Origin of the sequence: Mesorhizobium sp. WSM4312 (assembly GCF_002294875.1) — a bacterium.
GTDB lineage: Bacteria > Pseudomonadota > Alphaproteobacteria > Rhizobiales > Rhizobiaceae > Mesorhizobium.
On the sequence record NZ_NSFU01000030.1, the window covers coordinates 1 to 26,541 of the forward strand.

The 26,541-nt window shown below is 62.0% G+C and carries 28 protein-coding genes; 11 read left to right on the plus strand and 17 right to left on the minus strand.

Annotated elements, in window-relative coordinates; genetic code table 11:
• Positions 1-388, plus strand: a 388-nt coding sequence (locus CK228_RS31885) for an Hsp20/alpha crystallin family protein (protein ID WP_143750644.1), incomplete at its 5' end; no start/stop codon positions are given.
• Between the two features lie 124 nt (positions 389-512).
• Positions 513-752: a hypothetical protein gene (locus CK228_RS31890; protein WP_143750645.1), complete on the plus strand. Its 240-nt coding sequence runs from the start codon at positions 513-515 to the stop codon at positions 750-752.
• A gap of 477 nt (positions 753-1,229) precedes the next feature.
• On the opposite strand, the gene CK228_RS31895 is transcribed toward CK228_RS31890, so the two are convergent.
• Positions 1,230-1,544 (minus strand): DUF982 domain-containing protein, encoded by a 315-nt coding sequence (locus tag CK228_RS31895; protein WP_095775930.1) that lies wholly within the window; start codon positions 1,542-1,544, stop codon positions 1,230-1,232.
• A gap of 388 nt (positions 1,545-1,932) precedes the next feature.
• Positions 1,933-2,166 carry a hypothetical protein gene (locus tag CK228_RS31900; RefSeq protein WP_348629243.1) on the minus strand — a complete coding sequence of 78 codons (234 nt, stop codon included), beginning with the start codon at positions 2,164-2,166 and terminating at the stop codon, positions 1,933-1,935.
• A 342-nt stretch (positions 2,167-2,508) separates the two neighbouring features.
• Here CK228_RS31900 and CK228_RS31905 point away from each other — a divergent pair, with 342 nt between their 5' ends.
• The 5 genes from CK228_RS31905 (at position 2,509) to CK228_RS31925 (ending at position 5,480) form a co-directional block, all read left to right on the plus strand.
• Entirely contained in the window at positions 2,509-2,823 is a 315-nt protein-coding gene (locus CK228_RS31905; protein WP_095775977.1) for a co-chaperone GroES, read from the plus strand.
• 60 nt (positions 2,824-2,883) lie between these two features.
• Positions 2,884-4,512 carry a chaperonin GroEL gene (gene groL / locus CK228_RS31910; protein ID WP_095790398.1) on the plus strand — a complete coding sequence of 543 codons (1,629 nt, stop codon included), beginning with the start codon at positions 2,884-2,886 and terminating at the stop codon, positions 4,510-4,512.
• A 58-nt stretch (positions 4,513-4,570) separates the two neighbouring features.
• The gene (locus CK228_RS31915; RefSeq protein ID WP_095775933.1) at positions 4,571-4,801 is read left to right on the plus strand and encodes a hypothetical protein; all 231 of its coding nucleotides are present in this window, start codon (positions 4,571-4,573) and stop codon (positions 4,799-4,801) included.
• 84 nt (positions 4,802-4,885) lie between these two features.
• Complete coding sequence (locus CK228_RS31920) at positions 4,886-5,206, plus strand: DUF982 domain-containing protein (protein ID WP_095775934.1); 321 nt, start codon at positions 4,886-4,888, stop codon at positions 5,204-5,206.
• A gap of 25 nt (positions 5,207-5,231) precedes the next feature.
• Positions 5,232-5,480 (plus strand): DUF982 domain-containing protein, encoded by a 249-nt coding sequence (locus tag CK228_RS31925; protein ID WP_095790399.1) that lies wholly within the window; start codon positions 5,232-5,234, stop codon positions 5,478-5,480.
• A 345-nt stretch (positions 5,481-5,825) separates the two neighbouring features.
• On the opposite strand, the gene CK228_RS31930 is transcribed toward CK228_RS31925, so the two are convergent.
• Complete coding sequence (locus tag CK228_RS31930) at positions 5,826-7,229, minus strand: PLP-dependent aminotransferase family protein (RefSeq protein ID WP_095790400.1); 1,404 nt, start codon at positions 7,227-7,229, stop codon at positions 5,826-5,828.
• An 80-nt stretch (positions 7,230-7,309) separates the two neighbouring features.
• Between CK228_RS31930 and CK228_RS31935 the strand changes: the two genes are divergently transcribed.
• The 3 genes from CK228_RS31935 to CK228_RS31940 are packed head-to-tail and all read left to right on the plus strand — an operon-like array spanning position 7,310 to position 9,327.
• Positions 7,310-8,479 (plus strand): MFS transporter, encoded by a 1,170-nt coding sequence (locus tag CK228_RS31935; protein WP_095790401.1) that lies wholly within the window; start codon positions 7,310-7,312, stop codon positions 8,477-8,479.
• A complete protein-coding gene (locus tag CK228_RS35050) occupies positions 8,473-8,775 on the plus strand; it encodes a DUF1611 domain-containing protein (protein WP_143750646.1) in 303 nt (100 codons plus the stop codon). Before CK228_RS31935 ends, CK228_RS35050 begins: the two co-directional genes overlap by 7 nt.
• Before the next feature lie 12 nt (positions 8,776-8,787).
• Positions 8,788-9,327 (plus strand): dihydrofolate reductase family protein, encoded by a 540-nt coding sequence (locus CK228_RS31940; RefSeq protein WP_095790402.1) that lies wholly within the window; start codon positions 8,788-8,790, stop codon positions 9,325-9,327.
• Between the two features lie 125 nt (positions 9,328-9,452).
• On the opposite strand, the gene CK228_RS31945 is transcribed toward CK228_RS31940, so the two are convergent.
• The 5 genes from CK228_RS31945 to CK228_RS31965 form a co-directional block, all read right to left on the minus strand.
• Positions 9,453-10,616: a mannitol dehydrogenase family protein gene (locus tag CK228_RS31945; RefSeq protein WP_245438161.1), complete on the minus strand. Its 1,164-nt coding sequence runs from the start codon at positions 10,614-10,616 to the stop codon at positions 9,453-9,455.
• A 102-nt stretch (positions 10,617-10,718) separates the two neighbouring features.
• A complete protein-coding gene (locus tag CK228_RS31950) occupies positions 10,719-11,744 on the minus strand; it encodes a zinc-binding alcohol dehydrogenase family protein (RefSeq protein WP_095775939.1) in 1,026 nt (341 codons plus the stop codon).
• Positions 11,745-11,817: 73 nt separating this feature from the next.
• Positions 11,818-12,732 (minus strand): sugar ABC transporter substrate-binding protein, encoded by a 915-nt coding sequence (locus CK228_RS31955; protein ID WP_095790403.1) that lies wholly within the window; start codon positions 12,730-12,732, stop codon positions 11,818-11,820.
• A gap of 95 nt (positions 12,733-12,827) precedes the next feature.
• Positions 12,828-13,613 (minus strand): ATP-binding cassette domain-containing protein, encoded by a 786-nt coding sequence (locus CK228_RS31960; protein WP_095790404.1) that lies wholly within the window; start codon positions 13,611-13,613, stop codon positions 12,828-12,830.
• The gene (locus CK228_RS31965; protein ID WP_245318382.1) at positions 13,610-14,662 is read right to left on the minus strand and encodes an ABC transporter permease; all 1,053 of its coding nucleotides are present in this window, start codon (positions 14,660-14,662) and stop codon (positions 13,610-13,612) included. Before CK228_RS31965 ends, CK228_RS31960 begins: the two co-directional genes overlap by 4 nt.
• Positions 14,663-14,828: 166 nt before the next feature.
• Here CK228_RS31965 and CK228_RS31970 point away from each other — a divergent pair, with 166 nt between their 5' ends.
• Complete coding sequence (locus tag CK228_RS31970; protein WP_095790405.1) at positions 14,829-15,713, plus strand: GntR family transcriptional regulator; 885 nt, start codon at positions 14,829-14,831, stop codon at positions 15,711-15,713.
• Positions 15,714-15,866: 153 nt separating this feature from the next.
• Here CK228_RS31970 and CK228_RS31975 read toward each other — a convergent pair whose 3' ends face one another.
• The 9 genes from CK228_RS31975 to CK228_RS32015 all read right to left on the minus strand — a co-directional run bounded on the left by CK228_RS31975 (position 15,867) and on the right by CK228_RS32015 (position 26,483).
• A complete protein-coding gene (locus CK228_RS31975) occupies positions 15,867-16,631 on the minus strand; it encodes an SDR family NAD(P)-dependent oxidoreductase (RefSeq protein WP_245318383.1) in 765 nt (254 codons plus the stop codon).
• 606 nt (positions 16,632-17,237) lie between these two features.
• A complete protein-coding gene (locus CK228_RS31980) occupies positions 17,238-17,963 on the minus strand; it encodes an ABC transporter permease (RefSeq protein ID WP_095790406.1) in 726 nt (241 codons plus the stop codon).
• Complete coding sequence (locus tag CK228_RS31985; RefSeq protein WP_095775945.1) at positions 17,960-18,673, minus strand: ABC transporter permease subunit; 714 nt, start codon at positions 18,671-18,673, stop codon at positions 17,960-17,962. The genes CK228_RS31980 and CK228_RS31985 overlap by 4 nt, the downstream gene beginning before the upstream one ends.
• Positions 18,674-18,750: 77 nt before the next feature.
• Positions 18,751-19,548 (minus strand): transporter substrate-binding domain-containing protein, encoded by a 798-nt coding sequence (locus CK228_RS31990; protein ID WP_095790407.1) that lies wholly within the window; start codon positions 19,546-19,548, stop codon positions 18,751-18,753.
• A gap of 73 nt (positions 19,549-19,621) precedes the next feature.
• Positions 19,622-21,637, minus strand: coding sequence for a DUF2817 domain-containing protein (locus CK228_RS36410; protein ID WP_095790408.1), 2,016 nt, complete (start codon positions 21,635-21,637; stop codon positions 19,622-19,624).
• Positions 21,638-21,659: 22 nt separating this feature from the next.
• On the minus strand, positions 21,660-23,153 hold the full coding sequence (locus CK228_RS32000; protein ID WP_095790409.1) for an FAD-binding oxidoreductase: 1,494 nt from the start codon (positions 23,151-23,153) through the stop codon (positions 21,660-21,662).
• Positions 23,150-24,271: a histidinol-phosphate transaminase gene (gene hisC, locus CK228_RS32005; protein WP_095790410.1), complete on the minus strand. Its 1,122-nt coding sequence runs from the start codon at positions 24,269-24,271 to the stop codon at positions 23,150-23,152. The genes CK228_RS32000 and hisC overlap by 4 nt, the downstream gene beginning before the upstream one ends.
• 47 nt (positions 24,272-24,318) lie before the next feature.
• Positions 24,319-25,446, minus strand: coding sequence for a 2Fe-2S iron-sulfur cluster-binding protein (locus CK228_RS32010; RefSeq protein ID WP_095790411.1), 1,128 nt, complete (start codon positions 25,444-25,446; stop codon positions 24,319-24,321).
• Positions 25,443-26,483 (minus strand): aromatic ring-hydroxylating dioxygenase subunit alpha, encoded by a 1,041-nt coding sequence (locus tag CK228_RS32015; RefSeq protein WP_095790412.1) that lies wholly within the window; start codon positions 26,481-26,483, stop codon positions 25,443-25,445. The genes CK228_RS32010 and CK228_RS32015 overlap by 4 nt, the downstream gene beginning before the upstream one ends.
• Positions 26,484-26,541 lie beyond the last annotated feature (58 nt).

Below are 26,541 nucleotides of genomic sequence, written 5' to 3' on the forward strand. Positions count from 1 at the left end.
GGTGTTCCGCGGTTTTGACACACCTTCGGTTCTGGGCCGCGTGCCCCCTCTCAACGGGACTTGGCCAAGCGTGGAGTTCTCGGAAACCGATAAGGAAATCCGGGTGACGGCCGAAATCCCGGGCCTCGATGAGAATGACATCGAGGTCATGCTGGATGATGGTGTCCTGACGCTTCGCGGCGAGAAGAAGGCAGAGACCGAGGACAAGGATCGCCAGTTCAGCGAACGCTATTATGGGCGCTTTGAGCGGCGCTTCAGTCTCGGCCGTGAGGTTGAAGATGACAAGGTCGCGGCCGCGTTCAAGAATGGTGTGCTCACCGTGACACTGCCAAAGACCACAAAGGCGCAGGCAAACGCCAAGCGCATTGCGATCAATGGCAGCAAATGACTGTCGCGAAAGAGTGCCGGGGCTCGACTAGCCCCGGCACTCGCAGATAGCGAGATGGTCAAATGACGTCCATTGAATGCCCATCTGCTTCGGGGGTATTTCGACCGGAAGGAAAAGGATAACCATGACACGCCAAGACGTTGTCTCGGTCCTCGGGCCTGTAGACGACGTGACAATTGCGGAGATCATCGCGTCCGGTGCCTCGCTCGAGGAATTGAGAGAGGCGTGGGCCTGGGCCTTTGGTGACGAGGCGCCGATGAGCCAGGGGCGACCGCTGCCGGGAACACGGGTGGCAGCGCTAATCGACCTGATCGAGCCCGATGACGAAGGCGACGTGGCAGATCCGGCATCCGGGCATCGGTAGTTGATCAGAGATGCATGGATCGCCACGCTATTCCAGCGATTCCAAGCGCGCCGTTTAAGGTCCGAGGATGCTTGCGGACTTGGGCGGCCTCGCCCGACAACGGCGTGTCGTTGGCATGACAGTTCGCGAGGCCGTCGCTGCAAGTGTCTTGCCAGCTTCGAGCCCTTGTTCCTGAAAGACTGCGAAGACGACTACTGGCCGACGTGTAGGCGGCCCACGAGAAGGCGGAGGGGCGACCTGCACTAGCCTGTCAGTTCATTTGCAAGCAGCCAGGTCCTTCAATGCCTTGTCGGCATTGGCCTTGCTTGTATACGTCTTATTGCCGGCATCGGTCAGTTTGCGCCGTCCGGTTTTTTTGGTCACCACCTCACTCTTCTTGGTCGCCGCATCCTTGGCTACCCAGTACTCCTCCTCCCCATGGCACTAGTGACGCGTCGACCGATGCGGCGGCGGTACGACCTGCCGCCGCAAGCGAAATCAACCGTCAATTTCTGTAGGATGGTCTGCAGCGCTAATCTTAGGCCCTGTCATCCAAGGCGGCGCCACGGGAATATCCTCAATGACACCGACCCTGCGTGCCCAAGTCGTGAATGTCTTGTGTGCCGCATCGACGGACTTTCGACCATCATATGCCGAGTAGCAAGTGTCACTCGCCGCTGCGTGAAGCAGGCCGCGCCTTTCGAGGGGCCATTCCTCAAGAAACTCTATCGCATCCATGACACAAGCGATCCTTCTGAGAGCGAAGCCATCGTCTCGTACGAAGATCGTCTGTTTGAACATTCCATCTTCCATGTGACCTCCCTTCAAACTGCGTGACAACCGATCCTGCCTCGCCTGCGTGTGGCAAGGATCTCAGTTCCGGCAAGTCGACGAGCTTGGGCGAATACCATAGCAAACAGGGCAGAGTTCGACTTGAGATCCGCCAAGCCGCCGCCGGACATAGTACCGGACATAGTAAAGAGATTGGAGACACCTCTTTTAGGTTCAAGGGGTGTTGGCAACCAGACAGCCAGAACCTTCTTCAAAGCACCGTGACAACAACAAAGGGCGTCTCTCCTGTCGCCCGTTCAGGCGTTAAGTCTTTGCGGGCGTTCTCGAGCCTGCCATTCCTCGCGGTCACAGCCTACCTCGGCGCGACTGTCGTCCAGTCGGCGAAGTGCATCCATCACGGCGTCGAACGTCACCGGGCTAGCAGCGCCGGTGGCTTTCGCAGCGCAGGCATGGAGTCGACGGCGCAAGCATCAGAAGCCCATGAGGCAAGAATGGCGCGCTTTTCCTGAGTGTCGAGCGTGCGGTCGCCCACCACCTCATTGGGGTGACTAAAGTGCCGCGCCGGAAACAGCAGGCGGTCAAGCGAAGGATCAGAGGCCTCAGGGGCGATCGAGGGGATGTTTTTCGGGAAAGTTCGTTCCATCGATAGTCTCCACTTCCTAACAAATCTCCTTGGCATCGGTTTTGCGCTCGAGCCCTTTTTCAGGACTCCAGCGCCGAAAAAATTTCGTAGAGTCCCTGCGGAATTTCAAGATCTGAAAGTCGCGCGTCCTAGCGAAAATAGCTGCATGAATTCATGTCACTAGCGCTCTTGTATGCAGAGTGCCAAAATTTTTCCAGCGACCCCTTGAAACTCGAAAATTCCAAAACTAGCTCGATATCCGCGCGATGCCTGAAAAAGGGTCGTGGCGCCCCGCACCGGCCCGATATCGCCGGTCCGGTGTGGAGGAACCTCAAAAATCTGTTTGTCCCGAAGGAGAACGATATGACGTTCCGTCCATTGCATGATCGTGTCCTGGTCCGCCGCATCGAAGCCGAGGAGAAGACGGCCGGCGGCGTCATCATCCCCGATACCGCCAAGGAGAAGCCGCAGGAGGGCGAGGTGATTGCCATCGGCCCGGGCGCCCGCGACGAGAGCGGCAAGCTCACGCCGCTCGACGTCAAGATCGGCGACCGCATCCTGTTCGGCAAGTGGTCCGGCACGGAGATCAAGCTCAACGGCGAGGATCTGCTCATCATCAAGGAAACCGATGTGATGGGCGTGATCGACCGGGCCGCGACGATCAAGAAAGCCGCCTGATCGATGCTTCAGCGCCACAGCAACCCAGTCAATGAAGCTGCCTATTGAAGGAATGATCCAATGGCTGCCAAGGAAGTGAAATTCCATTCCGACGCCCGTGAGCGCATGCTGCGCGGCGTCAACATCCTCGCCGATGCGGTGAAGGTGACGCTCGGCCCCAAGGGCCGCAACGTCGTCATCGACAAGTCGTTCGGCGCTCCACGCATCACCAAGGACGGCGTCACCGTCGCCAAGGAGATCGAGCTCGAGGACAAGTTCGAGAACATGGGCGCCCAGATGGTGCGCGAGGTCGCCTCGAAGACCAGCGACCTTGCCGGCGACGGCACCACCACTGCAACGGTGCTTGCCCAGGCGATCGTCAAGGAAGGTGCGAAGGCCGTCGCCTCGGGGATGAACCCGATGGACCTGAAGCGCGGCATCGATAAAGCCGTGGAAGCGATTGTTCAGGAGTTGAAGACCAACGCCCGCAAGGTGACCAGGAATGACGAGATCGCCCAGGTCGGCACCATCTCGGCCAATGGCGACGCCGAGATCGGCCGCTTCCTGGCCGAAGCGATGCAGAAGGTCGGCAACGAAGGCGTCATCACCGTCGAGGAAGCCAAGACCGCCGAGACCGAACTCGAAGTCGTAGAGGGCATGCAATTCGATCGCGGCTATCTCAGCCCGTACTTCATCACCAATCAGGACAAGATGCGCGTCGAACTCGAAGAGCCCTATGTGCTGATCCACGAGAAGAAGCTGTCCAATCTGCAGGCACTGCTTCCGGTGCTGGAAGCCGTCGTTCAATCGTCCAAACCGCTGCTGATCATCGCCGAGGATGTCGAGGGCGAGGCATTGGCCACCCTGGTCGTCAACAAGCTGCGAGGTGGGCTGAAGGTCGCCGCCGTCAAGGCGCCCGGCTTCGGCGACCGCCGCAAGGCGATGCTGGAAGACATCGCCATTCTGACCGGCGGCACGGCCATCAGCGAGGATCTCGGCATCAAGCTGGAGAACGTCACGCTGGAGATGCTCGGCCGCGCCAAGAAGGTGGTGATCGAGAAAGAGAACACCACCATCGTCGACGGCGCCGGCTCGAGGAGCGACATCCAGGGTCGCGTCAGCCAGATCAAGGCGCAAATCGAGGAAACGACCTCCGACTACGACAGGGAAAAGCTGCAGGAGCGGCTGGCCAAGCTCGCCGGCGGTGTCGCCGTCATCCGCGTCGGCGGCTCGACGGAGGTCGAGGTCAAGGAGCGCAAGGACCGTGTCGACGATGCCATGCATGCGACGCGCGCTGCGGTCGAGGAAGGCGTGTTGCCGGGTGGCGGCGTGGCGCTTCTGCGTGCGGCCAAGGCACTGGACAGGGTGCAGGCCGAGAATGAAGACCAGAAGCATGGTATCGAGATCGTGCGCCGCGCGATTGAAGCGCCAGTGCGCCAGATCGCTGAGAACGCCGGCGCGGAAGGCTCGATCATCGTCGGCAAGTTGCGTGAGAAACCGGAGTTCGGCTGGGGCTGGAACGCACAGACCAACGCGTTCGGCGACCTCTACAACGAGGGCGTCATCGATCCGGTGAAGGTGGTGCGAACCGCACTCCAGGATGCGGCATCGGTTGCCGGCCTGCTAGTAACGACGGAAGCGATGGTTGCCGAGAAGCCGAAGAAGGAACCCGCCGTTCCGGCAATGCCGGCTGGTGGCATGGACTTCTGATGGCAACGGCTGTGTCCGCGCCCGGTGGGCCCGGACACCCTGACAAATGGGTAGAGCCATGAACGTGATGAACTTGAACGTAATCCCGCCGCCGGCGCGTGCGGCCACCGATCTGAACTACGAAGCAGACCTGAAGGTTGCGCTTGACCCGATACTGGTCGACTTGCTCGACAGAGCGGAGGCCGCGGGTTGGGACCGGCGCAAAGCAGCATACACGGTGATGTTTCTGGCCGCGCGGAATCTTACCGACAGCAAAGGTCCTCCTGGAAACGGGAGTTCGGCAGGCTAAGGCGCGACGCCCGCAATCTATCGCGCACGCGCCGTGGGAAAGGCTTCCGATCGATTGAGCTAATCGCGTGAAACGGAGGAAAATATGGAACACAATCAATTTCAGCATCCCGTGAGGGTGCTGGTGGGTCTTGGGTTTCCGACCGACATTCAAAGCGTAAAAGACGCCTTCGTCCTGTTGGATGAATGGCCGCCATCGAAGCGAAACTCTGCTCATGGCGTCGCGCTCAATGCCTGTCGGGCAGCCCTCGCCGGCGAGGTGGATGCCGAAACCGCTCGCAGCACATTTGTTGCCTTCGCCCGCCGCATGGATTTGCTTGTACAGGCCGCAGGCGACATCGTCGCGGCCGAGGCAGTTGGCGCTTTCGGAGCGGCTTCGAGAGGCCCCTACAACAAGTCGATGTAATCGGTCTGCGGGAGCGCACAAAGCTATGAGGGATATTCGATTTTCCGAACCAGTGAGACTGCGCGTGAGACCCTCGAGGGAGCGGGTGGTTGCCAGCAGTTGGGAAGCACTTGAGTGCCTTCATGACCAATGGCCGGAATGGGCGAGAGGACCAAGCTATCGAGCTGCCCGCCGCACCTGCCGCGACGCCTTGGACGGATGGCGGGCTCCGCAACAAGCAAGACGGGCATTTTTGAAGGCGGCCCGTCGTGCAGGTTTGATCCAGGTCTCATAGTGAGCCCGGCGCTGAGGTAAGTCTTTGCTTTGCGAGCGACGCAATCTGACCGATTGCACGCCTCCCTCGGATCTGCAAGGAGCGGATATGACCCGGCGGCCCAGGTCGGAACCAGCCTGCACGTCGTTGTCGCCGCCTATCGCAAGCATCGTTCCCAAGCCTTTAGAAAACGGCGAGTCATGAGCTGACGAGTGCCATCATTTGCCGGACAGGACTGACGAAAAGGCCCCCAAAATCATTTCGCCTACAACTTATGGACTTACGCGATAGCGCTCAATTCAAACTGGAAGAATTGAGCGTGTATGGGGCAGAAATGCACGTTGCACCGACCGCGATCACCGGACTTCACTGGGGCGAGACGTCACGGATGGTCTGAGCGAGCAAGCGGACGCTGGAAGCAATCGCGCTGTCGGGAATTCGGCCGTAGCCGATGAACAAGCGCCGTGGCCCGGCCGCGGTTTGAGAATATCGTCCGAGCGCTTCGGTCGCCACGCCCCGTTTTCGCAGAAGCGCGACGATGTCGGCCTCACCGGCTCGACCAATGGTTGCGGGCAGTCGCACCGTTACGTGGAGACCCGCTGCCGCGCCCTCAACCTCGACGTCCGGGAGTTCGTCCCTCAAGCAGCTCAGCAGACTGTTGCGGCGATCACGGTAGATACGGCGCATCTTCCGCAAGTGCCGATCATAGGCGCCTGACTGCAGAAGGTGCGCAAGTGCGTCCTGATCGATGCGCGGAGGTCCTTCGCTCCAGCGCCGCAGCTCGCGGTTCATCGGTGCGATCAGCTGCGGCGGAACCACGAGCCAGCCGAGGCGCAGCGCCGGCGCCAGTGTCTTGCTTGCGGTGCCTGCATAGACGACCCGATCGGCAGCGAGGCCCTGTAGTGCCCCGACCGGCGCCTGATCGTAGCGGAACTCCGCATCATAGTCGTCTTCAAGAATATAGCGGTCCGTTTCATGAAGCCATTTCACCAGGCGCTGTCGCCGAACCGCGCTGAGCACGCCGCCAACCGGAAACTGGTGCGACGGGGTAACCAGCGCGCCATCGGCGCCGGTCGCGATGAGCTGGTCGACGTCGATCCCATCCTCGTCCACCGGCACGGGGACTCGCAGGAGCCCGGCTTTGTCGACCGCGACCCAATCGCTGTAACCCGGATCCTCGACCGCAACGCTGCGCGCTCCGACGGCATGCAGGACAACACAGGCCAGGGCGCGCCCTTCGGCAAAGCCGCTGGTGATGAAGATGCGTGAGGGGTCGGCGATGAGGCCGCGCACGCGGCCGAGATAATCGGCGAGCGCAGCCCGGAGGACCGAACTCCCGCGAAGGTCGCCATAGCCGAGATCGCTCGCCGGAAGGGTCTGGAGCACCTGCCTGACGGCGCTCAGCCAGGCCTTGCGCGGGAAATGCCCTACGTCCGGCATGGCCGGCCGCAGATCGTAGCGGATCACCTCATCGGCGGACCGCTGCTCTGCCGAGGCGGCGACGTTCGCCAAGCCGGCGGCGACCATCGGCCGTGCGCCCTGACGCACGGTCAGGAATCCCTCGGCGGCGAGTTGCGCATAGGCGTCGACCACAAGTGGGCGCGAGACACCCAGTTGGGCGGCGAGCGCGCGGGTCGAGGGAAGGAGGACGCCCGGGCGCAAGGCCCCGGTTCGAATTCGGGTCAGCAGGCCGCGGCGCAGCTGACTGCCGAGGCTCTCATTGATCGAGCGGTCAAGGCTGAGAGCGATATCCGCGTTCAAACTGGTCAACTAAATTCCTCAACAACTGGCCATATCGTCAAGACCAGTAGCACGGTAAGCCAGGCCTCGTCATCTGTGAGGACAAGACCATGGCGACAACCGCAATTACCGCACCGCGGGCACGAACCGCTCCTGAGCCGATTTTGACGGCTCCCATGCTGAGCATTGCAGGCGTGATGCTTTCGGCAATGAGCAGCTTCTATCTGCTTCTGTCGGCCATTCCCGCGCATGCGTCGGCTGTCGCAGGGACCAGCGGCGCAGGCGCCGCAACCGGCGCCTTGATGGCAGCCACCATCGTCGGCGAAATTGCCGCGCCACAGGTGATCAACCGCGCCGGTCGTAAGAGCGCGCTTGCGCTCGCCCTCGGCTTGCTCGGTCTAGCCTGCCTTACGGCCTTTCCTGCTTCGCTCGCGCTGCTGCTCCTCAATTGCGCAGGTCGCGGGCTTGCACTTGGCGTGCTGCTCGTCGCCGCCTCCGGTCTCTCGGCCCAGATTGCACCGCCGTCGCGGCGTGCCGAAGCCATGAGCATATCTGGGGTCGCGTCTGCGGTTCCGGCGATCGTGGCCGTTCCCCTTGGCCCTTGGGTGCTGACGAATCTCGGTGCACCGGGGACAGCCGTCTGCGCGGCGGCGCTTGCCTTTGCCGCCATTGCCGCGACCGCGGTTCTTCCTTCCGAGCGGAAGATCGAAACGCACGAGGCCCATCGCCTTCCGCCTTTGGGCGTGGCGATCGGGCCGGCAATCTCGCTCGGCTGCGGCGCGGTCCTTGTCGGTGCAACGGTCACCTTCCTTCCTCTCGCCCATCCGGAGGCGACCAGCGGGACGATCATGCTGGGCCTGCTGCTTCAGGGTTTGGGCGCAACCGTTGCCCGCTGGCTTTCGGCACGGCATGTCGACAGGCACGGCACGCGCCTGCCTATGCTCGCTGGCCTCGCCGCGTGTGTCGTCGCCGCAATCGGCCTGGCGGCCACGGGCGAGGCAGAGGTGCTCTGCGGCATGCTCTTGAGCGGGATAGCCTTCGGCGTGCTGCAAACCGCGACTCTCGCCGAGCTGCTCGCCCGCGCGGCTCCCTCGCAGGTGGATGGCGCAGGCGCACTGTGGAACGGCGCTTATGACGCGGGCCTCGGTATCGGCGGAATTGCGTTCGGCGGCCTTGCGACAGCGGTCGGGTTCAGCACGGCGTTCGTCGCGACAGCTGGCGTTTTCACGCTCGTTGCGCTCCTCCATCTCGCCACAACGAAAGGGAACCATGCATGCTGAGGCGCCAATTTCTTTCCGATATTGTCTGCGGACTTCATGGCCGGCTGGATGCGATCCCTGAACTGAATGGGGCCGCAACGCACCAGGGGCGCCGGCTGATCGATGTTCGCCACAGCGACGTTCATGCGCCGGTCGCTACCGGCGCGCTGAGGCGCCGTAGCCAATCCGTTTCGCAAAAAGGGCGGCGGGTGACCGGCGATGGTTGGCGCAATCGAGCATTCCTCGCCGACGGCAGGTGGACAGATTTAGACGGCGCGATCCTGATGGGTCCGCCCGTGTTTTGGCATCCAACATAAGGAGCGACTGACATGAGAAAACTAATGGTTTCGAGTTTCATCTCACTCGACGGCATCGTCGAGTCGCCGATGACCTGGGCGTCACGGTTTTTCGACGACGAGGTCAGGGCGTTTGCCCTTCGGAAGCTGGACGATGTCGAGTTCTTCCTTCTCGGCCGCAAAGCCTATGAGTACTTCGCTCCGGTTTGGCCTAACGCGACCGGAAGCGCCTACATGGATCGAATCAACGGGCTGAAGAAGCTGGTGGCGTCAACGACGCTCGACGAGGTCGGGTGGAATGCATCGCTTATCAAAGGCGATGTGGCCGAAGGACTTGCCATGCTCAAGAGGCAGGCCGGCGGGCATATCCTGAAATACGGTATCACGGAACTGGACAGAACGCTGTTGGACAACAACCTCGTCGATGAATACGACCTTTTAGTCTTGCCTACCAAAGTCGGTCAGGGCAAACGCGCTTTTGCGGACATCGATGCGGACAAAATAAACATGGAACTCGTCCGCACGCACCGCTTCGCCAATGGTGTCGTGGCGCTCACATATCGACCGCACTGACTGCTATCCGAACAGCGAAAGCCGCTATCTGTGGGCGGCGCCTAGCCTCGCCCCAGATCCATTGGGTTTGTTCCGATACCCTTGATCGCACAACTAGCCGAGCCAATACGACAGCACAGATGCAATTATGGGACGACGTTTTGGCGATCCGCATTTTGGTCGACGGCCGAGAGAATCTTCTCGAGAGATGGCGACTGTCGACGGCGCTCCTCCGGCACCCACTGAAGAAAGCCGCCGATACGCCGTTGAACCTTGGTCAGGTGCCCAGCGGCGATGTCGCTCAGACGATGATCAAGAAAAGGGTTGTCGAACCGCTCAAGCGTGGTGGCTACGTATGCTGTCGCTTCCTGCTCCAGGCCCCGGGCCTTGAAGCCAGGAACGACCTCGGAACCATAGATCTCCGTCAGCAAGCTGCGATATCCATCGACTTCCAGCATTTCGCGCACCGTCAGGTTGGGTCTCAGCCCATCGGCCATCCAGTATTGTGCGAGCACCGTGTGACCGAGGTTCAAGATGTGCAGCTTCAGTCTCTCGATGCGGTCGAGATCATCGACAAGCGCGATCGCGGGGTGACGGCAAGGCAGCCTCAGCCCAGCTTGCTTTTCAATCGCCCATAGCGCGTATGGCTCCGCGACTGCCCCGACGGGCTCGATGGCCGACGAGACGATGCGGTCGACCAGCGAGTTGGCAAAGACGCAATCGTCGGCGATGAACGACAAAAGGGCGTCGGAGGCGCCGCTTCGCTTGGCCAAAGCGATCAACGCTTCCTTCAGCGTGTCGCCATTGCGCGGAACCAATTCGGTTGGAAGCACCACGACGGGCCTTGCCGACACCGCAAATCGGTGCGCGAGCAGAACGAGCAATTTTGCCGGATATCCCGCCGGCGCCGGGCCGCGGGCGTGGGTGAGGTTGACGACGAGATCGGATGGAATGGTGAGGCCCGCCTCCGTCGTGTTCGAAACAACGAATTCCGCTTGTTCCGCAAACAGCGTGGTCAACCGCGACCAGTCAAGTTCGGCATCAAGCGCGCGCCGTATGCTCTTCACGCGGATTTCATGCTCGACGCGGTGGCCCTTCTTCAGCCCGCGGATGACAACCGGGTAGCCCTCATCGCGGGCGAGCCCCTGCAAACGGGCTCGGCCGCTCGCCGAGCCGCTGATCGCGACCACCGTGATGGGTCCGACCGCATCGCCTGCCGACAGCGCCTCGTGCACGAAGAGCGCTGCGTGCGCCTGCAGAAAGCGGCTCGTGCCGAACTGGAAAATGGGCGTGACGATTTCGTTGGTCAACGATCTTCCTCGTTCTCTAGAAGCTTGGTGAGGGTACGCATCGGCCGCCGGTCCAAATATGATCCGTCTGCTGCGGGTCCGACAATCAGCGTTTGCTTTAAGTCAGCCAAGTTCCGCCACGCCGATAACGGCCTTGATCAGGCCGGATTTCTGCCGAGCCCAGATCGCGATATCGCGGGGGCTGTCATGCAGGGTGGTGCGGTGGGTGACGAGTTGGTCGATTGGTATTTTTCCGGCGTGGATCGAGGCGATGACGTGCTGGAAGTCGGCGTGCGTCGCGTTGCGACTGCCGATCAGAATCATTTCGCGCTTGTGGAATTCGGGATCGGAGAAGCTAACCTCGTCCTTGATGACGCTGACCAATATCATGGCGCCGCCATGGGCCACGTAGCTGAATGCGGCTTGGATCGAGGCCTTGCTGCCGCTCGCGTCGAAGACGAGGTCAAAACCGTCACCATCGGTTCGCTCCCGCACCAGCTCGACAGGCGAGGCCGATGCATTGTCGATGACAGGAAAACCGAGTTGACGTTCGGCGAAGTCGAGCCGCTCCCTGCTCATGTCCATGATCGTCACCGCCTGGCCTGCAAGACGGGCAAACAATGCCGTACCCAATCCAATCGGCCCAGCGCCGATGACCAGCGTACGGACGCCAGCAGCAAGCTTGGAGCGCCTCACCGCGTGGGCCCCGATCGCCAGAAATTCCACGGCTGCCGCGTCAACGGCTGAGAGTCCTGCGGCCGGGTAAAGGTTGCCGGCAGGCACCAACAATTGTTCACACATGCCACCGTCGCGATGAACGCCCAACACTTCTATCGACACGCAGCAATTGGGCTTGTCGTGACGGCACGCAATGCATTTGCCGCAGGCGAAATAGGGATTTACGACGACCCGTTCTCCGGCCTCGATGGCGACGCCTTGACCAACCGCCTCCACAGTGCCGGAGAGTTCATGCCCCATGATCCGCGGATAGGCCAGGTAGGGGTGCTTGCCTTCAAAGATATGGTAGTCGGTGCCACAGATGCCGACATGGCTGATGTTGATCAATGCCCATCCGGCTTCCGGCCGCCCCGGCGCCGGGCGATGTTCGAAGATCAATTCGCCGGGCTTTCGGCATACGAGCGCTTTCATTCGGGCATCTTCCTGAAATGTTCCAAAAAAAGACCCGGCGGTTGGGGTAGCCGCCGGGCCGAGGTGTGAGTGCCTATTCGAAGTCCTTGACGTTCTTCAGCGTCACGAGCCCGGCGCCGGTATCCACATTTGCCTCCACAGCTTCCCCACGGATCGCCTTGACGACAGTGTCGATGCCCAGCTCGCCCATCTTTGCCGGAAATTGTGCAACACTGGCATCTTCCGCGCCCGACTTGATGGCTTCGATCTCACCGCAGCAGGCGTCGAAGCCGACCAGGATGATCTTGTCGTTGGCAATGCCCGCATTGCTGATCGATTTGACGGCTCCCGGGATTGGCGGGCCGCAGGCCGAGTAGATCGCCTTGAGGTCGGGATTGGCGGTCAGGATGTCTTCGGTCACTGACGTTCCAAGTTCGAGCGTGCAATTGGTTGCGCCCTTGCCAACCACCTCGACCTTGACGTCGCCAAGGCCCTCCATCATCCCGGTGACCCGGTCGTCCAGCGCCGGCACACCTGGGACGCCTTGCAGAATGCCGATCTTGTCGCCGCTCTTGAGCACGGTCTTCAGGTACTCTCCGGCGATCTTGCCGCCGTTGAGATTGTTGGTCGAGACCAGTGCGGTCTGGCCCTTCCAGTTTGGGATGCTGTTGTCGACGAGAACCACCTTGATGCCTGCAGCGACGGCCTTGTCGAGCGCCGGTGCAACGGTCGGATCGACCGGAGTGATCGCCAGACCCTTGACGCCTTGCGTGATCATGGACTCGATCAGAGCGATCTGACCCTCAATGTCGGTTGCTGCCTGGCCCTGGCCGGTGACCAGTTCGATCTCGGGATGGGCGGCCGCGTATTTCTTGGCGGCGTCCTCCATGGTCGAGTAGAACGGCACCGGGAACTTCGTAATCAAGCCGACCTTGGTCTTGTCGGCGGCAGAAGCGGGCATCGCAAACGCAATGGCGATCGCCAGCCCAGCGAACAGTTTTCGGTTCATTGGCATTCCATTCCTCCCTTGGAATTTGAGGCGTCTTCCGGCGGAAGTCGCTTCAGGCATTTGCGGACCGGAACGGCCCCCAAATCTCGAACGGATCAGGCTCCAACGATCATGGAAACCAGCTCCTGCTTGTTGTCCTTGGTCGGAACAAGTTCACCAACCTTGCGGCCCTGGCGAAGCACCACGGCGCGATCGGCAAGCTCGACGACATGCTCCATATTGTGGGTGATGAGGATGACTGCGTTGCCCTGGTCACGCAGGGCAGCAACGAGGTTGAGCACCTGGCGTGATTCGCGCAGGCCAAGTGCTGCGGTCGGCTCGTCGAGGATCACAACCTTGCGGGCAAAAACGGTCGACCGCGCCACTGCGATGGCTTGCCTTTGGCCGCCCGACATCATGGCAACGACGGCGTCGAGCCGCGGCAAGGTGACCTTAAGGTTTGCCAGCAGAACGCGGGTCTCGGCATCCATCTTGCGCTGTTGAAGAAATCGCAGGCCGCGCGGAAGCCATGGCGGCCAGGCCAGTTCGCGACCGGCAAAGAAGTTCTGTCCAGGCGTCAGATTGTCGAACAGCGCCAGGTCCTGGTAGACGGTCTCGATGCCGGCGAAGCGCGCATCCGCGGGGGAGCGTACCTGCGTCGGCGCACCGTCCAGAAGGATCGCGCCGGCATCGAGTTGGTGCACCCCGCTGATGCATTTGGTCAACGTCGACTTGCCGGCGCCATTGTCGCCGAGAAGCCCGAGGATCTCGCCGCGCCGGACCTCGATGCTGACATCGTCCAGCGCCATGACCGAGCCGAAACGCTTGGTCGCGCCACGCACCGCCAGCACAGGACGGTCGGCAGAGGCTGTATGATCGACGCTGGCCGCAACGGCACTCATGACTGCCTCCCGGCCTGCATGACGCGCACACGCCCTTCGAGGTAGTTGCGCAGCACGTCGGACTCGACCGCTATGACAATGACCACGCCGATGACGATGAGCTGGAAGAAGACGTTGACGTTAAGCAGATTCAGCGCGTTGCGGATGACGCCGATCATGATGGCACCGATCAAGGCATGGCCAAGATGGCCGCGGCCGCCGAGAAAACTGGCACCGCCGATGATCACCGCCGCGATCGTGTCCAGTTCCAGCAGATTGCCGAACAAGGGCGAACCGGCGTCGGTACGGCCGGCGAGGATGACCGCGCCGATGCCGGCGCACAGCCCTGAGATCACATAAACCGAAACCAGGACCCAGGACACGGGAATGCCCATGCGCACGGCGGCGTCAGGTCGGCCGCCGACGGCATAGATCCAGCGCCCCCAGACCATCGTCTTGGCCATGACGAAAAGGACCGCTGCAACGCCGGCAACGACGAAGACCGAACCCGGCAGACCCCAGACCGCCTCGCGGCCCAGCGCATCGATGGCCTCCGGCATTCCAGGAATGGCGCGCCCATCGGCCAATTGGAGCGCCAGGCCCTTGGCGATGCTCAATGTCGCCAGCGTAATGATAAAAGGATGCGGCAACCGGCCGAAGACATAGAAAAGCCCGTTGATGGCCCCGACCGCCGCCCCGCAGCCAACCATCACCGCGATCACCGCGACTGCGGGAGCACCGGCGTGAAAGCTGAGCGCGCCGACGACGGAAGCCAGTGCAACGTTCGAGCCTACGGAAAGATCGATCCCGCGTGTCAGGATGACCAGATGCTGCCCCATTGCGACAACCGAGATAACGGCGGTCTGGGCGAGGATGTTGCTGAGGTTGCGCCCTGTCAGGAAATAGGGTGACAGAAAGCTAAGCAAGACGATCAGCAGCACCAGGATGACGACCGGACCAGCACTCAGCAGGGCCAGCCCAAGCGCAAGGCCTGGAACGGCTTCCTGCTTCCCGGACTCCGGCAATGCGGCCTCGCCGGCAGTGGTGCCGGTGTTTCCCGATTCAGGCAAAGTTCTCCTCCCCGCCGAAAGCTCGTCGAGCCCTCGCCGTCAAAACTTTTGCTGTATTTCAGCTTCTTCTTATCGATAAAAAACAACCACCATCACTTGGTCAAGTTGTTTTTTATGGATAAAGTTCATGCTAGAAAGGACAAGGTGTTGCTCCGAGGAAGAACCGATGCGAACCGACACTGTGTACAAAAAGGCCTTCAACCGCGCCGCCACCATGCTGCGGGATGGACAATTAAGCGGGGAGCTCCCCTCCGAAAATGAGCTGAGACGGCGGATGGGAGTGAGCCGTACGACCGTTCGAAAGGTTCTGGGAGAACTTGCCCACCGCGAACTCGTCGCGGAGCGCGGCGGCGTCCGGACGGCAGGCCGCGCGGTCGAGGATAGCGACTACTATCCCGACGCCGAAACCACGTCGCGGGCCAACCATGTCGAACAGCAGTTCATGGAGTGGATGCTGCGGGGTGACACCAGGCCTGGCACCAGTATCAACGAGCTCGAACTTGCCCGGCAGTTCGGTGTCGCGACCAACGGTATTCGTGAGTTCCTGATCCGGTTCAGCCGATTTGGGCTGCTCGAGAAAAGGCCGAACACCGGCTGGCTTTTCAAGGGCTTCACGGAGGATTTCGCTCTTGAGCTGTTCGAGATCCGGGTGATGTTCGAGCTGCGCTCGGCGCATCTCTTTTCACGGCAACCCAACACGTCTCCGCTGTGGGATAAGCTCGCCGCGCTCAAGGTCGCACATACCGAATTGCTGAAGCGGATTGAAAGCCGCTATCACGACTTCTCCGGCCTCGACAACCGCTTTCATCGGCTCATAAACGAGGCTTCTCCGAACCGCTTCATCGACGATTTCTACGACATCATCAGCTTCATTTTTCACTACCACTATCAGTGGAACAAGCATGATGAACAGCAGCGCAACCAAGCTGCGATTCTGGAGCATCTGGCCTATATCGATGCACTCGAAAGCCGCGATCCCGAGCGCATCAGACGGGCCTGCCAGGCGCATCTCGCTTCGGCAAAGGCAACGCTGATGCGCTCGCTGGTCTGAACTTTGTGGATGGCGGAAGCTCCGCTGAGGAATCGATGCATCCGTCAGGAAGTTGGTGGACCGTCGCTTCAGCCTCGGCGAATGCATTGGCGATGCCGTTTCCAGTGCTTTCCATAAACCCGACCCGATCGTGAACGACCGGTCGTCTCAGAGTCAGCCCTTGCGCTCCTGAAGGCTGTTGCCGCCGTCGACCACCAGCAGGGCGCCGTTGACGTAGCTCGCGCCTTCCGATGCCAGGAACATCACCGCTGCGGCAACCTCGTCCGGTCGCCCGGCCCGCGCCGGTGGCGTGTGCAGGGCAGCTTGCCGTTCCATCTCGCTCGACGAACCTGTTTCGATCCAGCCGGGCGCCACGGCGTTGGCCGTGATGCCGCTTTTTGCCACTTCGAGCGCCAGCGTGCGCGTCAGGCCGACCATGCCGGCTTTGGCGGCGGAATAGGCTGATGTGCCTTCGAAAGCCACCAATGGCCCGGTGACCGACGCCACATTGATGATACGCCCATAGCCTGCCTTTACCATCGCCGGCAAAAACGCCCGGGTGACCAGGAAGGCCGTCTTCAGGCTGACGGCAATCCCTTGGTCCCAGTCGGCCTCCGTCATGGCGAGAAACGCCCTGTCGGCCGAGGGCGATGCCAGCGAGCCCATGCCGGCATTGTTGACCAGGATGTCGACAGCGCCGACATCCGCCCGCAGCCGCGCGACTTCGACTGCGATGGTGAGATCGGCGACCGCGGCTTTGGCATTGATGTCTTCGGCGCAAAGCTCGGCGGCGCGATCGAGTACACGCGCGCTGGCACCGCTCAGGAAAACGGCATGACCGGCAAGGCCAAGCTGCCGCGCGATGGCAAAGCCGATGCCGTCGGCAGCACCCGCCCCTGTGATCAGCGCACGCTTGTTGGTAGACGAAGGCAAGGTCAAATCAGGCTCCCCTGGTTGCGCGGCCGCTGCCTCACCGCGCACTTGGCGGCCGTGCCGCGAAGATTTGCTCGCAACATTCCGCGCCACTTTGCGTTCTCGAAATGCCGAAACCGGTCGCTCAGTGGTGTCCGCTCTGCTGCCGGAAGCTTTCTCCTCAGACTTCATCCGACTAGGATGAGACCACAGGCCGAACTATGCAAGAGTGCGATCTTTCTAAGGAAAATCAATGGTTTAGCGGATTGTTAGCCAGCCCATATCCTTCGTACGATCTCGTATGGTCTGGCGAACCCGAAAACAACGAACGAGATTGATTACTGGCTCGACATACCAATTTAGCCCGAGTGGCCCAGGACTCACTTTGTGATTGGCCGAAATGTGGCCGGACACGGACGGCCCGCTTTCGGAGCAGCCCAAAGAGAATGCGGTAGTTTGGGCCCGAGATCGCCCTTGGCCGAGGATTGCATTCTCCAGGGGACGGTGGACGAATGAGATAGGGGCAACCTTTCGGGTCGCGAACCCTAAGGCCGACGCGGTCCCGGGCTTATCGATGATGATGGGTTGCAGAGAGCGGGCAGATCAAACAGCCAATCTTAAGATGTGACGAAATCACGGTAGATCGACCTGGGTGAGCGCTACCGATTTTCGACGAGAAGACGTCTCGTGCCGCATGAGAAAGCGTTCAAGGACGCGGACAATCGCGATCAGCAGCAGGTTGATCACCAAGTAGAGCACCCCGGCAATGGCGAATATCTCGAAGATCGCGAAGGTCTGGCTCATCAGCCGCTTGGCGTAACCGGTGATTTCGAGCACCGTGATCGTCGAGGCGAGGCTGGTGCCTTTGACGACAAGGATCAGCTCGTTGCCATAGGCCGGCAGCGCCTGGCGGATGGCGAGCGGGAACTCGATGCGGCGGAACCGCAGCATGCGCGACATGCCGCACGCCTGGGCTGCTTCGACGAGACCGACCGGAACCGACATCAATCCGCCGCGCAGGATTTCTGACGTGTAGGCGGCCGTATTCAATGCAAGCGCCAGCACGGCGCAGCGTGCGCCGTCGCTGATCACCCACCACAAAGCCGCATTGTCCTTGATCAGCGAAAGCTGGCCAAGCCCGTAGTAGAATATGAATATCTGCACCAGCAGCGGAGTCCCGCGAAAAACATTGCTGTAGTATTTGGCGAAACCTGACAACAGCCGGTTCGACGACAGCCGCATCAGTGCCAGACCGAGGCCCAGATTGAAGCCGATCAGCACCGAAACGAAGGTCAGCGCTGCCGTGACCCATAGGCCCTTCAGCAGAACGGGAACCGCAAGCTGGATGAGGTCTATCATACCGCTTTTCTCGTCCGCAGCCTGACCAGGCGTTCGATCCCGTCGAAGCCGGCCTGGCTTACAAGGGTGATGAGCAGATAAACCGCCGCCGCGATCAGGTAGAAAATAAATGGATGGCGCGTGGAATTCGCGCCGATGAAGGAAACGCGCATCAACTCCTGAAGACCGACCACGGAAACCAGGGCCGTATCCTTGATCGTCGTCTGCCAGACATTGTTGATGCCGGGAACCGCGATGCGCAGCATCTGCGGTGCGATGATGCGGCGAAAGATCCGCCAACCCGACAGTCCCAGCGCGCGAGCGGCCTCGATATGCCCATCGGGGATCGCGCCGAGCCCCCCGCGCACGACCTCGGTCGAATAGGCGCCGGAGATCGCGCCGATGGCGATGACCGCGATGACGAACGCATAGCCGCTCTCCGCGACACCGGCATAGCCGAACGCTGTCACGACCTTGGTCACGAATTCAACCGAACTGAAGAACAAGAGATAGATAATGAGCAATTCGGGCACGCCACGCACCAGCGATGTATAGGCATCGACCAACAGTGAAAGCGGAAATATCCGGGCCCATTTGATGAGACCGCAGACGATGCCGATCACCAGACCGGCCGCCATGCTGACGAGACCGACGAGGATCGTTATCGACGCGCCGCGCAGTATGGCGGTGACCCAACCCGCTTCCCAAACCTGCCAGAGACCGAATTCCATCTGAGTTCCCTAGATGTGCCGCGTGAATGAGACGCATGCGCCCGGCAGCCCGGACGCATGCGAGAGCTTTTCAGCGTTTATTTGCAGGGCCGGGAGATGTCGGTCTTGAACCATTTCTGGCTGGCCTTGCCGACCGAGCCGTCGGCGATCAACTCGCAAAGCGCCTTGTCGATCTTGGCCTTGAGTTCGGTGTTGTCCTGCGCGATGCCGACGCCAATGCCTTCGCCGAGCGTCGGATCGAAGGTGCTCTTGATCTCGACGCCGATCAGCTGAAAATTCTTGCCATCGGGCTTGTCCAGGAAGTCCTGCAAGGCGGATTGATCGGCGAAAGCGGTATCGATGCGGCCGCTCGCCAGGTCGATCTGCATCTGGTCGAGCGTGTCATAGGTCTTGAGATCGGCATTCGGTGCGCGCTTCTCGACGAAATGTGCGTGGGTCGTGCCGGCCTGCACGCCCACCTTCTTGCCGTCCAGCGATTTCAACAGCGTGTCGACATCAGTGATGGCGGCGAGATCCGAACCCTTGGCCGCCACGAACATGTTGGCCAGTTCGGCATAGCCGACGCTGAAATTGATCTCTTTCTTGCGGTCGGCGGTGATCGACATGCCCGAGATGATGACATCGAAGCGCTTGGCCTTCAGTGCCGGGATCAACCCGTCGAACGCCTGCACGACGAAATGGCACTTCACGTCAAGCTTGGTGCAGAGCAAGGCGCCGACATCGGCGTCGAAGCCGGTGACATTGCCGTTCGCGTCGGACATGCTCCATGGCGGGTAGGCGCCTTCCGTGCCGATGGACAGCTCGCCTTCGGCCGCCAATGCGCTGCCCATGGTTCCCGTGAGAAAGGCGAGCAGCGTCAAGACTTTCAGTTTCATGTCAGTTCCCCTTGTTGTTGGTCTTCATTGCAGTTGTCCGGTCCGAACCGGACGCTTCGAGGATGCGGCTTCCTCACAGTGTCCGGGCCAGGAATTGGCGCAGACGCTCGGAGCGCGGACTGCCGAACAGCTCCGCTGGCGCACCCTCTTCCTCCACCTTTCCCTGGTGGAGAAACAGAACCTTGTGGGAGACCTCGCGCGCGAACTGCATTTCATGCGTCACGAGGATCATGGTGTTGCCTTCCTCCGCCAGCTGGCGGATCACCCGCAGCACCTCGCCGACCAGCTCGGGATCGAGCGCCGAAGTCGGCTCGTCGAAGAGGATGACCTTGGGCCGCATCGCCAGCGTGCGGGCGATCGCCGCCCGTTGCTGCTGGCCGCCGGATAACTGGCCGGGATAGTGGGCGTGCTTGTCGGCGAGCCCGACCTTCTTCAGCAAGGCGTGCGCGTGTTCGATGGCCTTCTCGCGCGGTTCCTTCAGCACGTGCCGGGGCGCCTCGACGATGTTTTCCACCACCGTCATGTGCGGCCATAGATTGAAGTTCTGAAACACCATGCCGACGCGCGCGCGGATACGCTCGACCTGCGCCATGTCGGCCGGACCAAGACGGCCGTTCGACACCGGCTTCATCTTGATTACCTCGCCGTCGATGGCGACCTTTCCGCCGTCCGGCTGTTCCAGAAGATTGATGCAGCGCAGGAATGTACTCTTGCCCGAGCCTGACGAGCCGATCATGGAAATCACTTCGCCGGCGTGAGCGGTAAGATTGACGCCCTTCAACACCAGAAGCGAGCCGAAGCTCTTGTGAAGCTCGTCGATCTGTACGGCCGGCGTCGTGATCTTTGCTTCGTCAGCGGGCGCCGGATCGGCAACCTCAGCGCGAACGGTGGGTGGCGACGGTTCGCCCTTGATGGCTTCGTCCTGATCCAGCTCGACCGCCTTCAGGTCCGCCAGCGCACGGTCGAAATGGCGCAGACTGCTGGACAGGCAGGCGCGCTGCCAATCCGGATCATCCGGAATGAAGGCCGAGCGCAGCGTCTCCCGGATCCGCTTGCCGAGCGGCGAATCGAGCTTGCCGAACAGATGCAGCCAGTTGTCGGCCTGCACCGCTTCCATGACGGCAGGCCCCTCCAGGGTGCCGCATTCGACGACAAGCGGCAGCACGCGCGCGTTCGGCATTGCCTTGCGCACGGCGTCCGAGACATAGCCAGTCGCCGTCGCCGCGATGCCGGTGCCTGTCTTGGCGCCCGGGCCTGTCAGCACGGTCGTCAGCGCTGGCCCGAAGATGGATTTGCCCCAGGCAAGACCGGCATGCTCGGAACTCGCCACCGAAAGCAGTGCCGGATAACCGTAAGGCCCCGCTCCCGTATGCAGGTCGAAGACGATGGCCTGCCGCGCCTTGGCGGCAAAGGTCTTCAGGATTTCGTTCAACGTCCGATTCGACCAGACAGGGCCGCCGCCGCCATAGAACATCCCGTCGGCGAACTCATATTGGCCTGCCTCGATAATCGCCGCCAGCCCGGCGTGCCCAAGCCTCTTGCGCGCCGCCGCGAGCTTCTCGTCAGCCGCTATTCGATCCGGCCCTTCCCACTCGCGGTATGCCACGGCGTCGTGGAGACCGGCATAGCCGTTGTTGACCGGAGCACTCGCCGACCAGTCGATGAAGTTGCGGTTGAGGTCGACATTGTCTTCGTTGACGCGCCGCAACCACGCCGTGCCCCAGGGATTGATGAGATGGATGGCAAGGATCGCGATGTCGTCAGGCAAGCGCCGCAGGTTTTTCTGGCCAAGCCAGGCGGTCTGGCAGGTCGAGCCGAACGGTCCCTCGACGCCATGCGTGCCCGAGATGACCACGATCAGCTTGCGCGCATCGCGTCGGCCCAGCAGCGCCACATCTGTCGCCAGCGTCTCGCCATCCGGTCCGTTCAGCGGATGGACATACTCGGACAGTTCTGCGCCCGCCCGCTCCGCCGCTTCGCGAAAGCCCTGGCGCAAGGCGGCAAAGTCGCCGGGATAGGCTAGTGCCGGCTCATCATGGCGCGTCGCTGATCCCACGGGACGTCGGGTGGTTGCGGTCAATCCGTTCATTCCCTGCGGTTGCGGCATGGGGCTACTCATCGTCGAGGTCGCTCGTGTTCTTGGGGGGCAATCGGTTCTCATTGCCGGAAGGGGATGGGCTTGAGGACCGAACGAACCAGGCATCGCGGGGAAGCACCTTGTCGGGGTTCATGATCGACCGCTCGTCCAGCGCTCGTTTCACGCGCTCCATCGCGTCGAGCTTTGTCGGGTCAGCTGTCGCCAGCAGGGAATGGATGCGTTTTGACCCAACTCCGTGCTCGGCGGAAAAGGAACCGCCAATCTCCCCGAGCTGCTGATAGAGGACGCGCTCGACAGCGATCGCCACGTCAGGCGCCAGCGGGCCCCTCCGGTTGAGGATGATGTGCAGGTTCCCATCGGCGAGATGTCCGAAGACATAGGGTGCAAGATCCGGTTCGACGGCGGCGAGCCCGGGCAGGATTCTGTCGAGATAGGCCGGAATTTCCGACAATGGGACAGACACGTCGAAGGAAGGCGCGTGGGGATGAGCGCGGTAGAGCACGCTGGTGTCCTCGCGCAGCCGCCACAGGTCGTCTTCCTGCCGCCGCGAGTCGGCGATGATGCCGGTCGCTTCAGGATACTGCTGCATCGTCTCCAAATAGATCCGCTCGAAGTCCTCGCGCAGCGCGCTTTCGCGCGCGCCGCCAAGCGACAGCAGCAGGAACAGCGGCTGATCGAGCGGCACACTGCGTTCAGACCATTCATGCGCGGCGGCGGCCAGGCTGAAATACGAGGTCCACATCGCCTCGGCCGCGCGCAGATGCCCGGCATCCGATTCAAGCGCCAGCCGAGTTGTCCGCAGGGCCGCCTCGACCGATGGCAGCCCGAACAGCGCGGTCGCTGTGGCGCGCGGTGAAGGATCGAGCTTGACGGCCACTCGGGTGACGATGCCGAGCGTGCCCTCGGCGCCGATAAAGAGATGCTTCAGATCATAGCCGGCGGAATTCTTCACCACCCGTGTCAGGTCGGAATAGACCGATCCGTCGGCCAGCACGGCCTCGAGGCCAAGCACGCGGTGGCGCATGACGCCGTTGCGAAAGGCCATCACCCCACCGGCGTTGGTCGACACCATGCCGCCGATCGTCGCCGAGCCGCGCGCGGCAAGGTCGATGCCCGGCTCCAGCCGGTGTTCGCGCGCGGCCGTCTGCAAGGCTTCGAGGGTGACGCCGGCACCGACCACCGCCACGCGTTCAAGCGGATCGAGCCGCTCGATGCGATTCATGCGCGCCATGGAAAGAACGATCTCGCCTGGCCACGAAACGTCGCCGCCGACCAGGCCGGTCTTCCCGCCTTGCGGCACCACCGGAACCTCGTTCTGGCGGCAGATGCGCACCACCGCCGCGATTTCGGCGGCCGATGAAGGCGTGACGACGATGCCGGCGCCGCAATCCGCGTCACTGGTGCGTACGTTCGCGGCGCCAACGGCCTCGCGCATCGCGTCGACAACCAAAAGCGGGACCGCCCGTTCGTCGGGTATCGTTTGCCTTGGAGACACGAGGCCGCTCATTGCGCCATCAACCCCTGAAGCGCTGCGATCAGCCGGTCATTGTCAGCCGGCAGCCCGATAGTGGCGCGCAGATAGTGCTCATAAACGGCTTCGCGCCACGCCTTGACAATGATCCCCTGCTCCAGGAGGGCAGCGGCAAGGCTCGAACTGTCGCCTTTGCAGTCAAAGAAAAGGAAGTTTGTCTGCGACTGCGCGACCCGCAGGCCAAGGCCGGCAAGCCCGGTGGCGGTGCGCACGCGCTCGGCCCTGACGCGGTCGGCCGACGCCTTCATCCAGCTTTCGTCGGCGAGTGCAGCGATGGCCGCGGTCTGCGCCGCCGCATTGACGTTGAATGGCGTCTTGGCGGCGGCAATCACTCTTGCCAGCTCGAGGCCGGAGCAGACGGCATAGCCGACGCGCAGCCCCGCCAGGCCATAGGCTTTCGAGAACGTCCGCAGCACCACATGGTCGATGCCGCTGCCGCGCAGGACCTCGATGCCGTCGGGCGCGCCGGCATCGGCGAATTCGAAATAGGCTTCGTCGAGGACAAGAAGGGTGCCTGGCCGTACCGCGCCGATCAGCCGTTGCAGGCTGGAATGGTCGAGCCCCGGCCCAACCGGATTCCAGGGCGAGGATATGAAAACGAGACGCGGCCTGGCGGCGATCGCCGTTTCAAGCGCGGCAAGGTCGAACCCCATTTCGGGTGTCATCGCCACCTTGATGACATCGGCCCCTGCCGCCAGGGGCTCTATCTCATGCAAGCCGAAGCTCGGCACCGTGGTCACGACAGTGGTGCCCGGCACCAGGACGGCGCGCGAGATGGCGGCGATCATCTCCTCGGAGCCGTTGCCGGCAACGATCAGCCCGGGATCGACACGAAGTCTTTCGCCAAGTGCTGCTCGCAACGCCGTGCAGGCCGGATCGGCATAGCGCCATGGTTCGAAGGATGAGGAGGACAATGCGGCCATGACGGCCGGAGAGCAGCCATCCGGGTTCTCGTTGCTGGCCAGCCGGGCAATGTCGTGACGGCCACTCAGCTTCCGTGCCATCGCGATGTTCATGCCTGCATTGTAAGGTGGCAAGGCCGCGATATGCGGATTGAGCGGCAGGCTCGACGCTGGTTTGACCGACTGTTCCAAATCCCGACTTCCGTTTCCCCGCGCCCAGACGCGGCATCAAGATCTTGTCAAATATCCAGGACGACTGATCCGCTCGGCCTGGAGCAGCACAGCAGCACTTCGCCTGCTCCCAGCTCGTCCAGGGGTTCTTCAAAATAGGCGACTTCACCCGAAACCAGCCGCGACTTGCATGTCCCGCAGATGCCGGACCGGCAGCTGAATTCCGGCGCCAGACCCTGGTCCTCGGCAAAGTCGAGGAGCGATGCCACCTTGCCATCCCAGACCGCCGTCAGGCCCGATTTTCGGAACTCCACAGTGGCCACCTCGCCCGCCGGCTCGATCCGTGCCTGCTGCGCCAGCGCGGGAGGGGCTCGGGCGGCATCAGGCTCCAGCACTGTTGCCGGGCCGAAAAATTCGTATGCGATGCGAGGCTTCGGCACGCCAAGCCCGCGCAGCATGACGTAGACCGCCCGCATGAAAGGCGGCGGGCCGCAAAGGTAGAAATCATAGTCGTCGATCGGCAGCAGACGCTGCAGCACGTCCTTTGAAATCATGCCTTCGCTGTGGAAGTGCCCGCGGGCCCTGTCGCGCTCCGACGGAAACCGGTAACAATAGTGGGCGCGCAGACCAGGCCGTGTTGCGACAAGGCCCGCGACTTCATCACGCAAGGCATGCACATCGCCGTTCTCGCAGGCGTGAATGAAGACGGCACGGCGATCCGGCATTGCAGCCAGCGCATGCAGCATCGATACCATCGGCGTCAGCCCAACGCCGCCGCTGAGCAGCACCACCGGACGGCTGCTGGCCTTGTCGAGCACGAAATCGCCGCGTGGCCCTTCGGCCTGGAGTACATCGCCAACGTCGATCCGGTCATGCAGGAAGCACGAGCTTGCTCCGTCGGGCAGACCCGGCGCGGGTGCTGCTTCACGCTTCACGCTGATCCGGTAGCGACCCTTAGCGGCCGGGGAACAGGAGACGCTGTAGTTGCGCAGCACATATGCCTTTTCGCCGGCTCCCTGCGGCATAGGTATCTTGAACACCAGGAACTGCCCTGGCTCGAAGTCGCGCCAGTCCTCTGGATTGACCGGCTCGATATGGAACGACGTGATGATGGCGCTTTCGCGCACCTTCGCGACCACCTTCAGGTCGCGAAATCCGCTTCTTGCGATAGTGTCGCGAGCGGTGAATGCGTTCATTCGGCGGCCGCCAATTGCTGACCCTCGCTGGCGATCAGCTTGGCCAGGTTGCGGCGGAAGCGCAGTGGCCCGACATCGATCTTGAGATCGAGATTGGGTGTGCGCTTGTTGGCCATGCCCTTGTGCACCGCATTGAGCACGGTGCGATCCTCATCGAAAGCGCCGCGCACGGAGGTGGCGAACTGGCGCGAAACCTCCAGATCGTCCGGGGCGAAATTGCGCATCTGGAACCAGTAATATTTGGTCTGGTTCTCATCGACCGGCGTCATGAAATTGTAGCTGTCCATGAGGAACACGTCCTCGTGCAGCGGCTTGCCTTCGCCGCCGGTGCGGGCGGGCACGAAGATCGCCTTGATGATCGCGTTGGAGGGGTAGCGCACCTCATAGTGCTGCTTGCGGTCGCAATTGCCGGAGAATTTGAGGAAAGGCGCATAGAAGGGCGCCGGCGCGGCATCGACCACCCAGCGCCATACGGTCACGCCGTCGGCGCCCACGGTGGTTTCGAGCGGTGCATCCTCCATGGCCTGGACGCCGCCGAAGGACGACTGGTGGACCCACGACACATGCGAGGGGTCGAGCAGGTTGTCGGTCATGTAGAGATAGTTGCAATCGAGCGCCATGGACTCGCCGCGATTGACGCCCCATGCCGGATCGCCCCAATGGTCGACGGCGAAAATCAGCGCGGGGTCGGCCTTTGACGCCTCGCCCATCCAGACCCAGAGCAAGCCGTAGCGCTCGGCGATCGGATAGGAACGAACGCAGGCGACATGCGGTATCTTTTCGGCGCCCGGCACCCGCGTGCAAGTTCCCGTGCTGTCGAAGGTCAGGCCGTGGTAGCCGCATTCGACCGTATCGCCCTTGATGCGGCCCATCGACAGCGGCAGCTTGCGGTGCGGACAAGCGTCTTCGAGTGCAGCCACCGCGCCGTCGGTGCGGCGGTAGAGGACAATGTCCTCGCCAAGAATCCGCGTCGGCACCAGCCGGTCGGCAACCTCATGGTCCCATGCGGCAACGTACCAGCAGTTTCGAAGAAACATGGCGTCCTCCCAGGCTTGTGAACGCCCAAACGAATATCTTGCGGACCGGGGACGACAT

What these genes read in the sequence shown, in the direction of transcription:
- CK228_RS31890 (WP_143750645.1), top strand. Translation starts at nt 513, where the DNA reads ATGACACGCCAAGACGTTGTCTCGGTCCTCGGGCCTGTAGACGACGTG.
- CK228_RS31895 (WP_095775930.1), bottom strand. Translation starts at nt 1,544, where the DNA reads ATGGAAGATGGAATGTTCAAACAGACGATCTTCGTACGAGACGATGGC.
- CK228_RS31900 (WP_348629243.1), bottom strand. Translation starts at nt 2,166, where the DNA reads ATGGAACGAACTTTCCCGAAAAACATCCCCTCGATCGCCCCTGAGGCC.
- CK228_RS31905 (WP_095775977.1), top strand. Translation starts at nt 2,509, where the DNA reads ATGACGTTCCGTCCATTGCATGATCGTGTCCTGGTCCGCCGCATCGAA.
- groL (WP_095790398.1), top strand. Translation starts at nt 2,884, where the DNA reads ATGGCTGCCAAGGAAGTGAAATTCCATTCCGACGCCCGTGAGCGCATG.
- CK228_RS31915 (WP_095775933.1), top strand. Translation starts at nt 4,571, where the DNA reads ATGAACGTGATGAACTTGAACGTAATCCCGCCGCCGGCGCGTGCGGCC.
- CK228_RS31920 (WP_095775934.1), top strand. Translation starts at nt 4,886, where the DNA reads ATGGAACACAATCAATTTCAGCATCCCGTGAGGGTGCTGGTGGGTCTT.
- CK228_RS31925 (WP_095790399.1), top strand. Translation starts at nt 5,232, where the DNA reads ATGAGGGATATTCGATTTTCCGAACCAGTGAGACTGCGCGTGAGACCC.
- CK228_RS31935 (WP_095790401.1), top strand. Translation starts at nt 7,310, where the DNA reads ATGGCGACAACCGCAATTACCGCACCGCGGGCACGAACCGCTCCTGAG.
- CK228_RS35050 (WP_143750646.1), top strand. Translation starts at nt 8,473, where the DNA reads ATGCTGAGGCGCCAATTTCTTTCCGATATTGTCTGCGGACTTCATGGC.
- CK228_RS31940 (WP_095790402.1), top strand. Translation starts at nt 8,788, where the DNA reads ATGAGAAAACTAATGGTTTCGAGTTTCATCTCACTCGACGGCATCGTC.
- CK228_RS31950 (WP_095775939.1), bottom strand. Translation starts at nt 11,744, where the DNA reads ATGAAAGCGCTCGTATGCCGAAAGCCCGGCGAATTGATCTTCGAACAT.
- CK228_RS31955 (WP_095790403.1), bottom strand. Translation starts at nt 12,732, where the DNA reads ATGAACCGAAAACTGTTCGCTGGGCTGGCGATCGCCATTGCGTTTGCG.
- CK228_RS31960 (WP_095790404.1), bottom strand. Translation starts at nt 13,613, where the DNA reads ATGAGTGCCGTTGCGGCCAGCGTCGATCATACAGCCTCTGCCGACCGT.
- CK228_RS31970 (WP_095790405.1), top strand. Translation starts at nt 14,829, where the DNA reads ATGCGAACCGACACTGTGTACAAAAAGGCCTTCAACCGCGCCGCCACC.
- CK228_RS31980 (WP_095790406.1), bottom strand. Translation starts at nt 17,963, where the DNA reads ATGATAGACCTCATCCAGCTTGCGGTTCCCGTTCTGCTGAAGGGCCTA.
- CK228_RS31985 (WP_095775945.1), bottom strand. Translation starts at nt 18,673, where the DNA reads ATGGAATTCGGTCTCTGGCAGGTTTGGGAAGCGGGTTGGGTCACCGCC.
- CK228_RS31990 (WP_095790407.1), bottom strand. Translation starts at nt 19,548, where the DNA reads ATGAAACTGAAAGTCTTGACGCTGCTCGCCTTTCTCACGGGAACCATG.
- CK228_RS36410 (WP_095790408.1), bottom strand. Translation starts at nt 21,637, where the DNA reads ATGAACGGATTGACCGCAACCACCCGACGTCCCGTGGGATCAGCGACG.
- CK228_RS32000 (WP_095790409.1), bottom strand. Translation starts at nt 23,153, where the DNA reads ATGAGCGGCCTCGTGTCTCCAAGGCAAACGATACCCGACGAACGGGCG.
- CK228_RS32010 (WP_095790411.1), bottom strand. Translation starts at nt 25,446, where the DNA reads ATGAACGCATTCACCGCTCGCGACACTATCGCAAGAAGCGGATTTCGC.
- CK228_RS32015 (WP_095790412.1), bottom strand. Translation starts at nt 26,483, where the DNA reads ATGTTTCTTCGAAACTGCTGGTACGTTGCCGCATGGGACCATGAGGTT.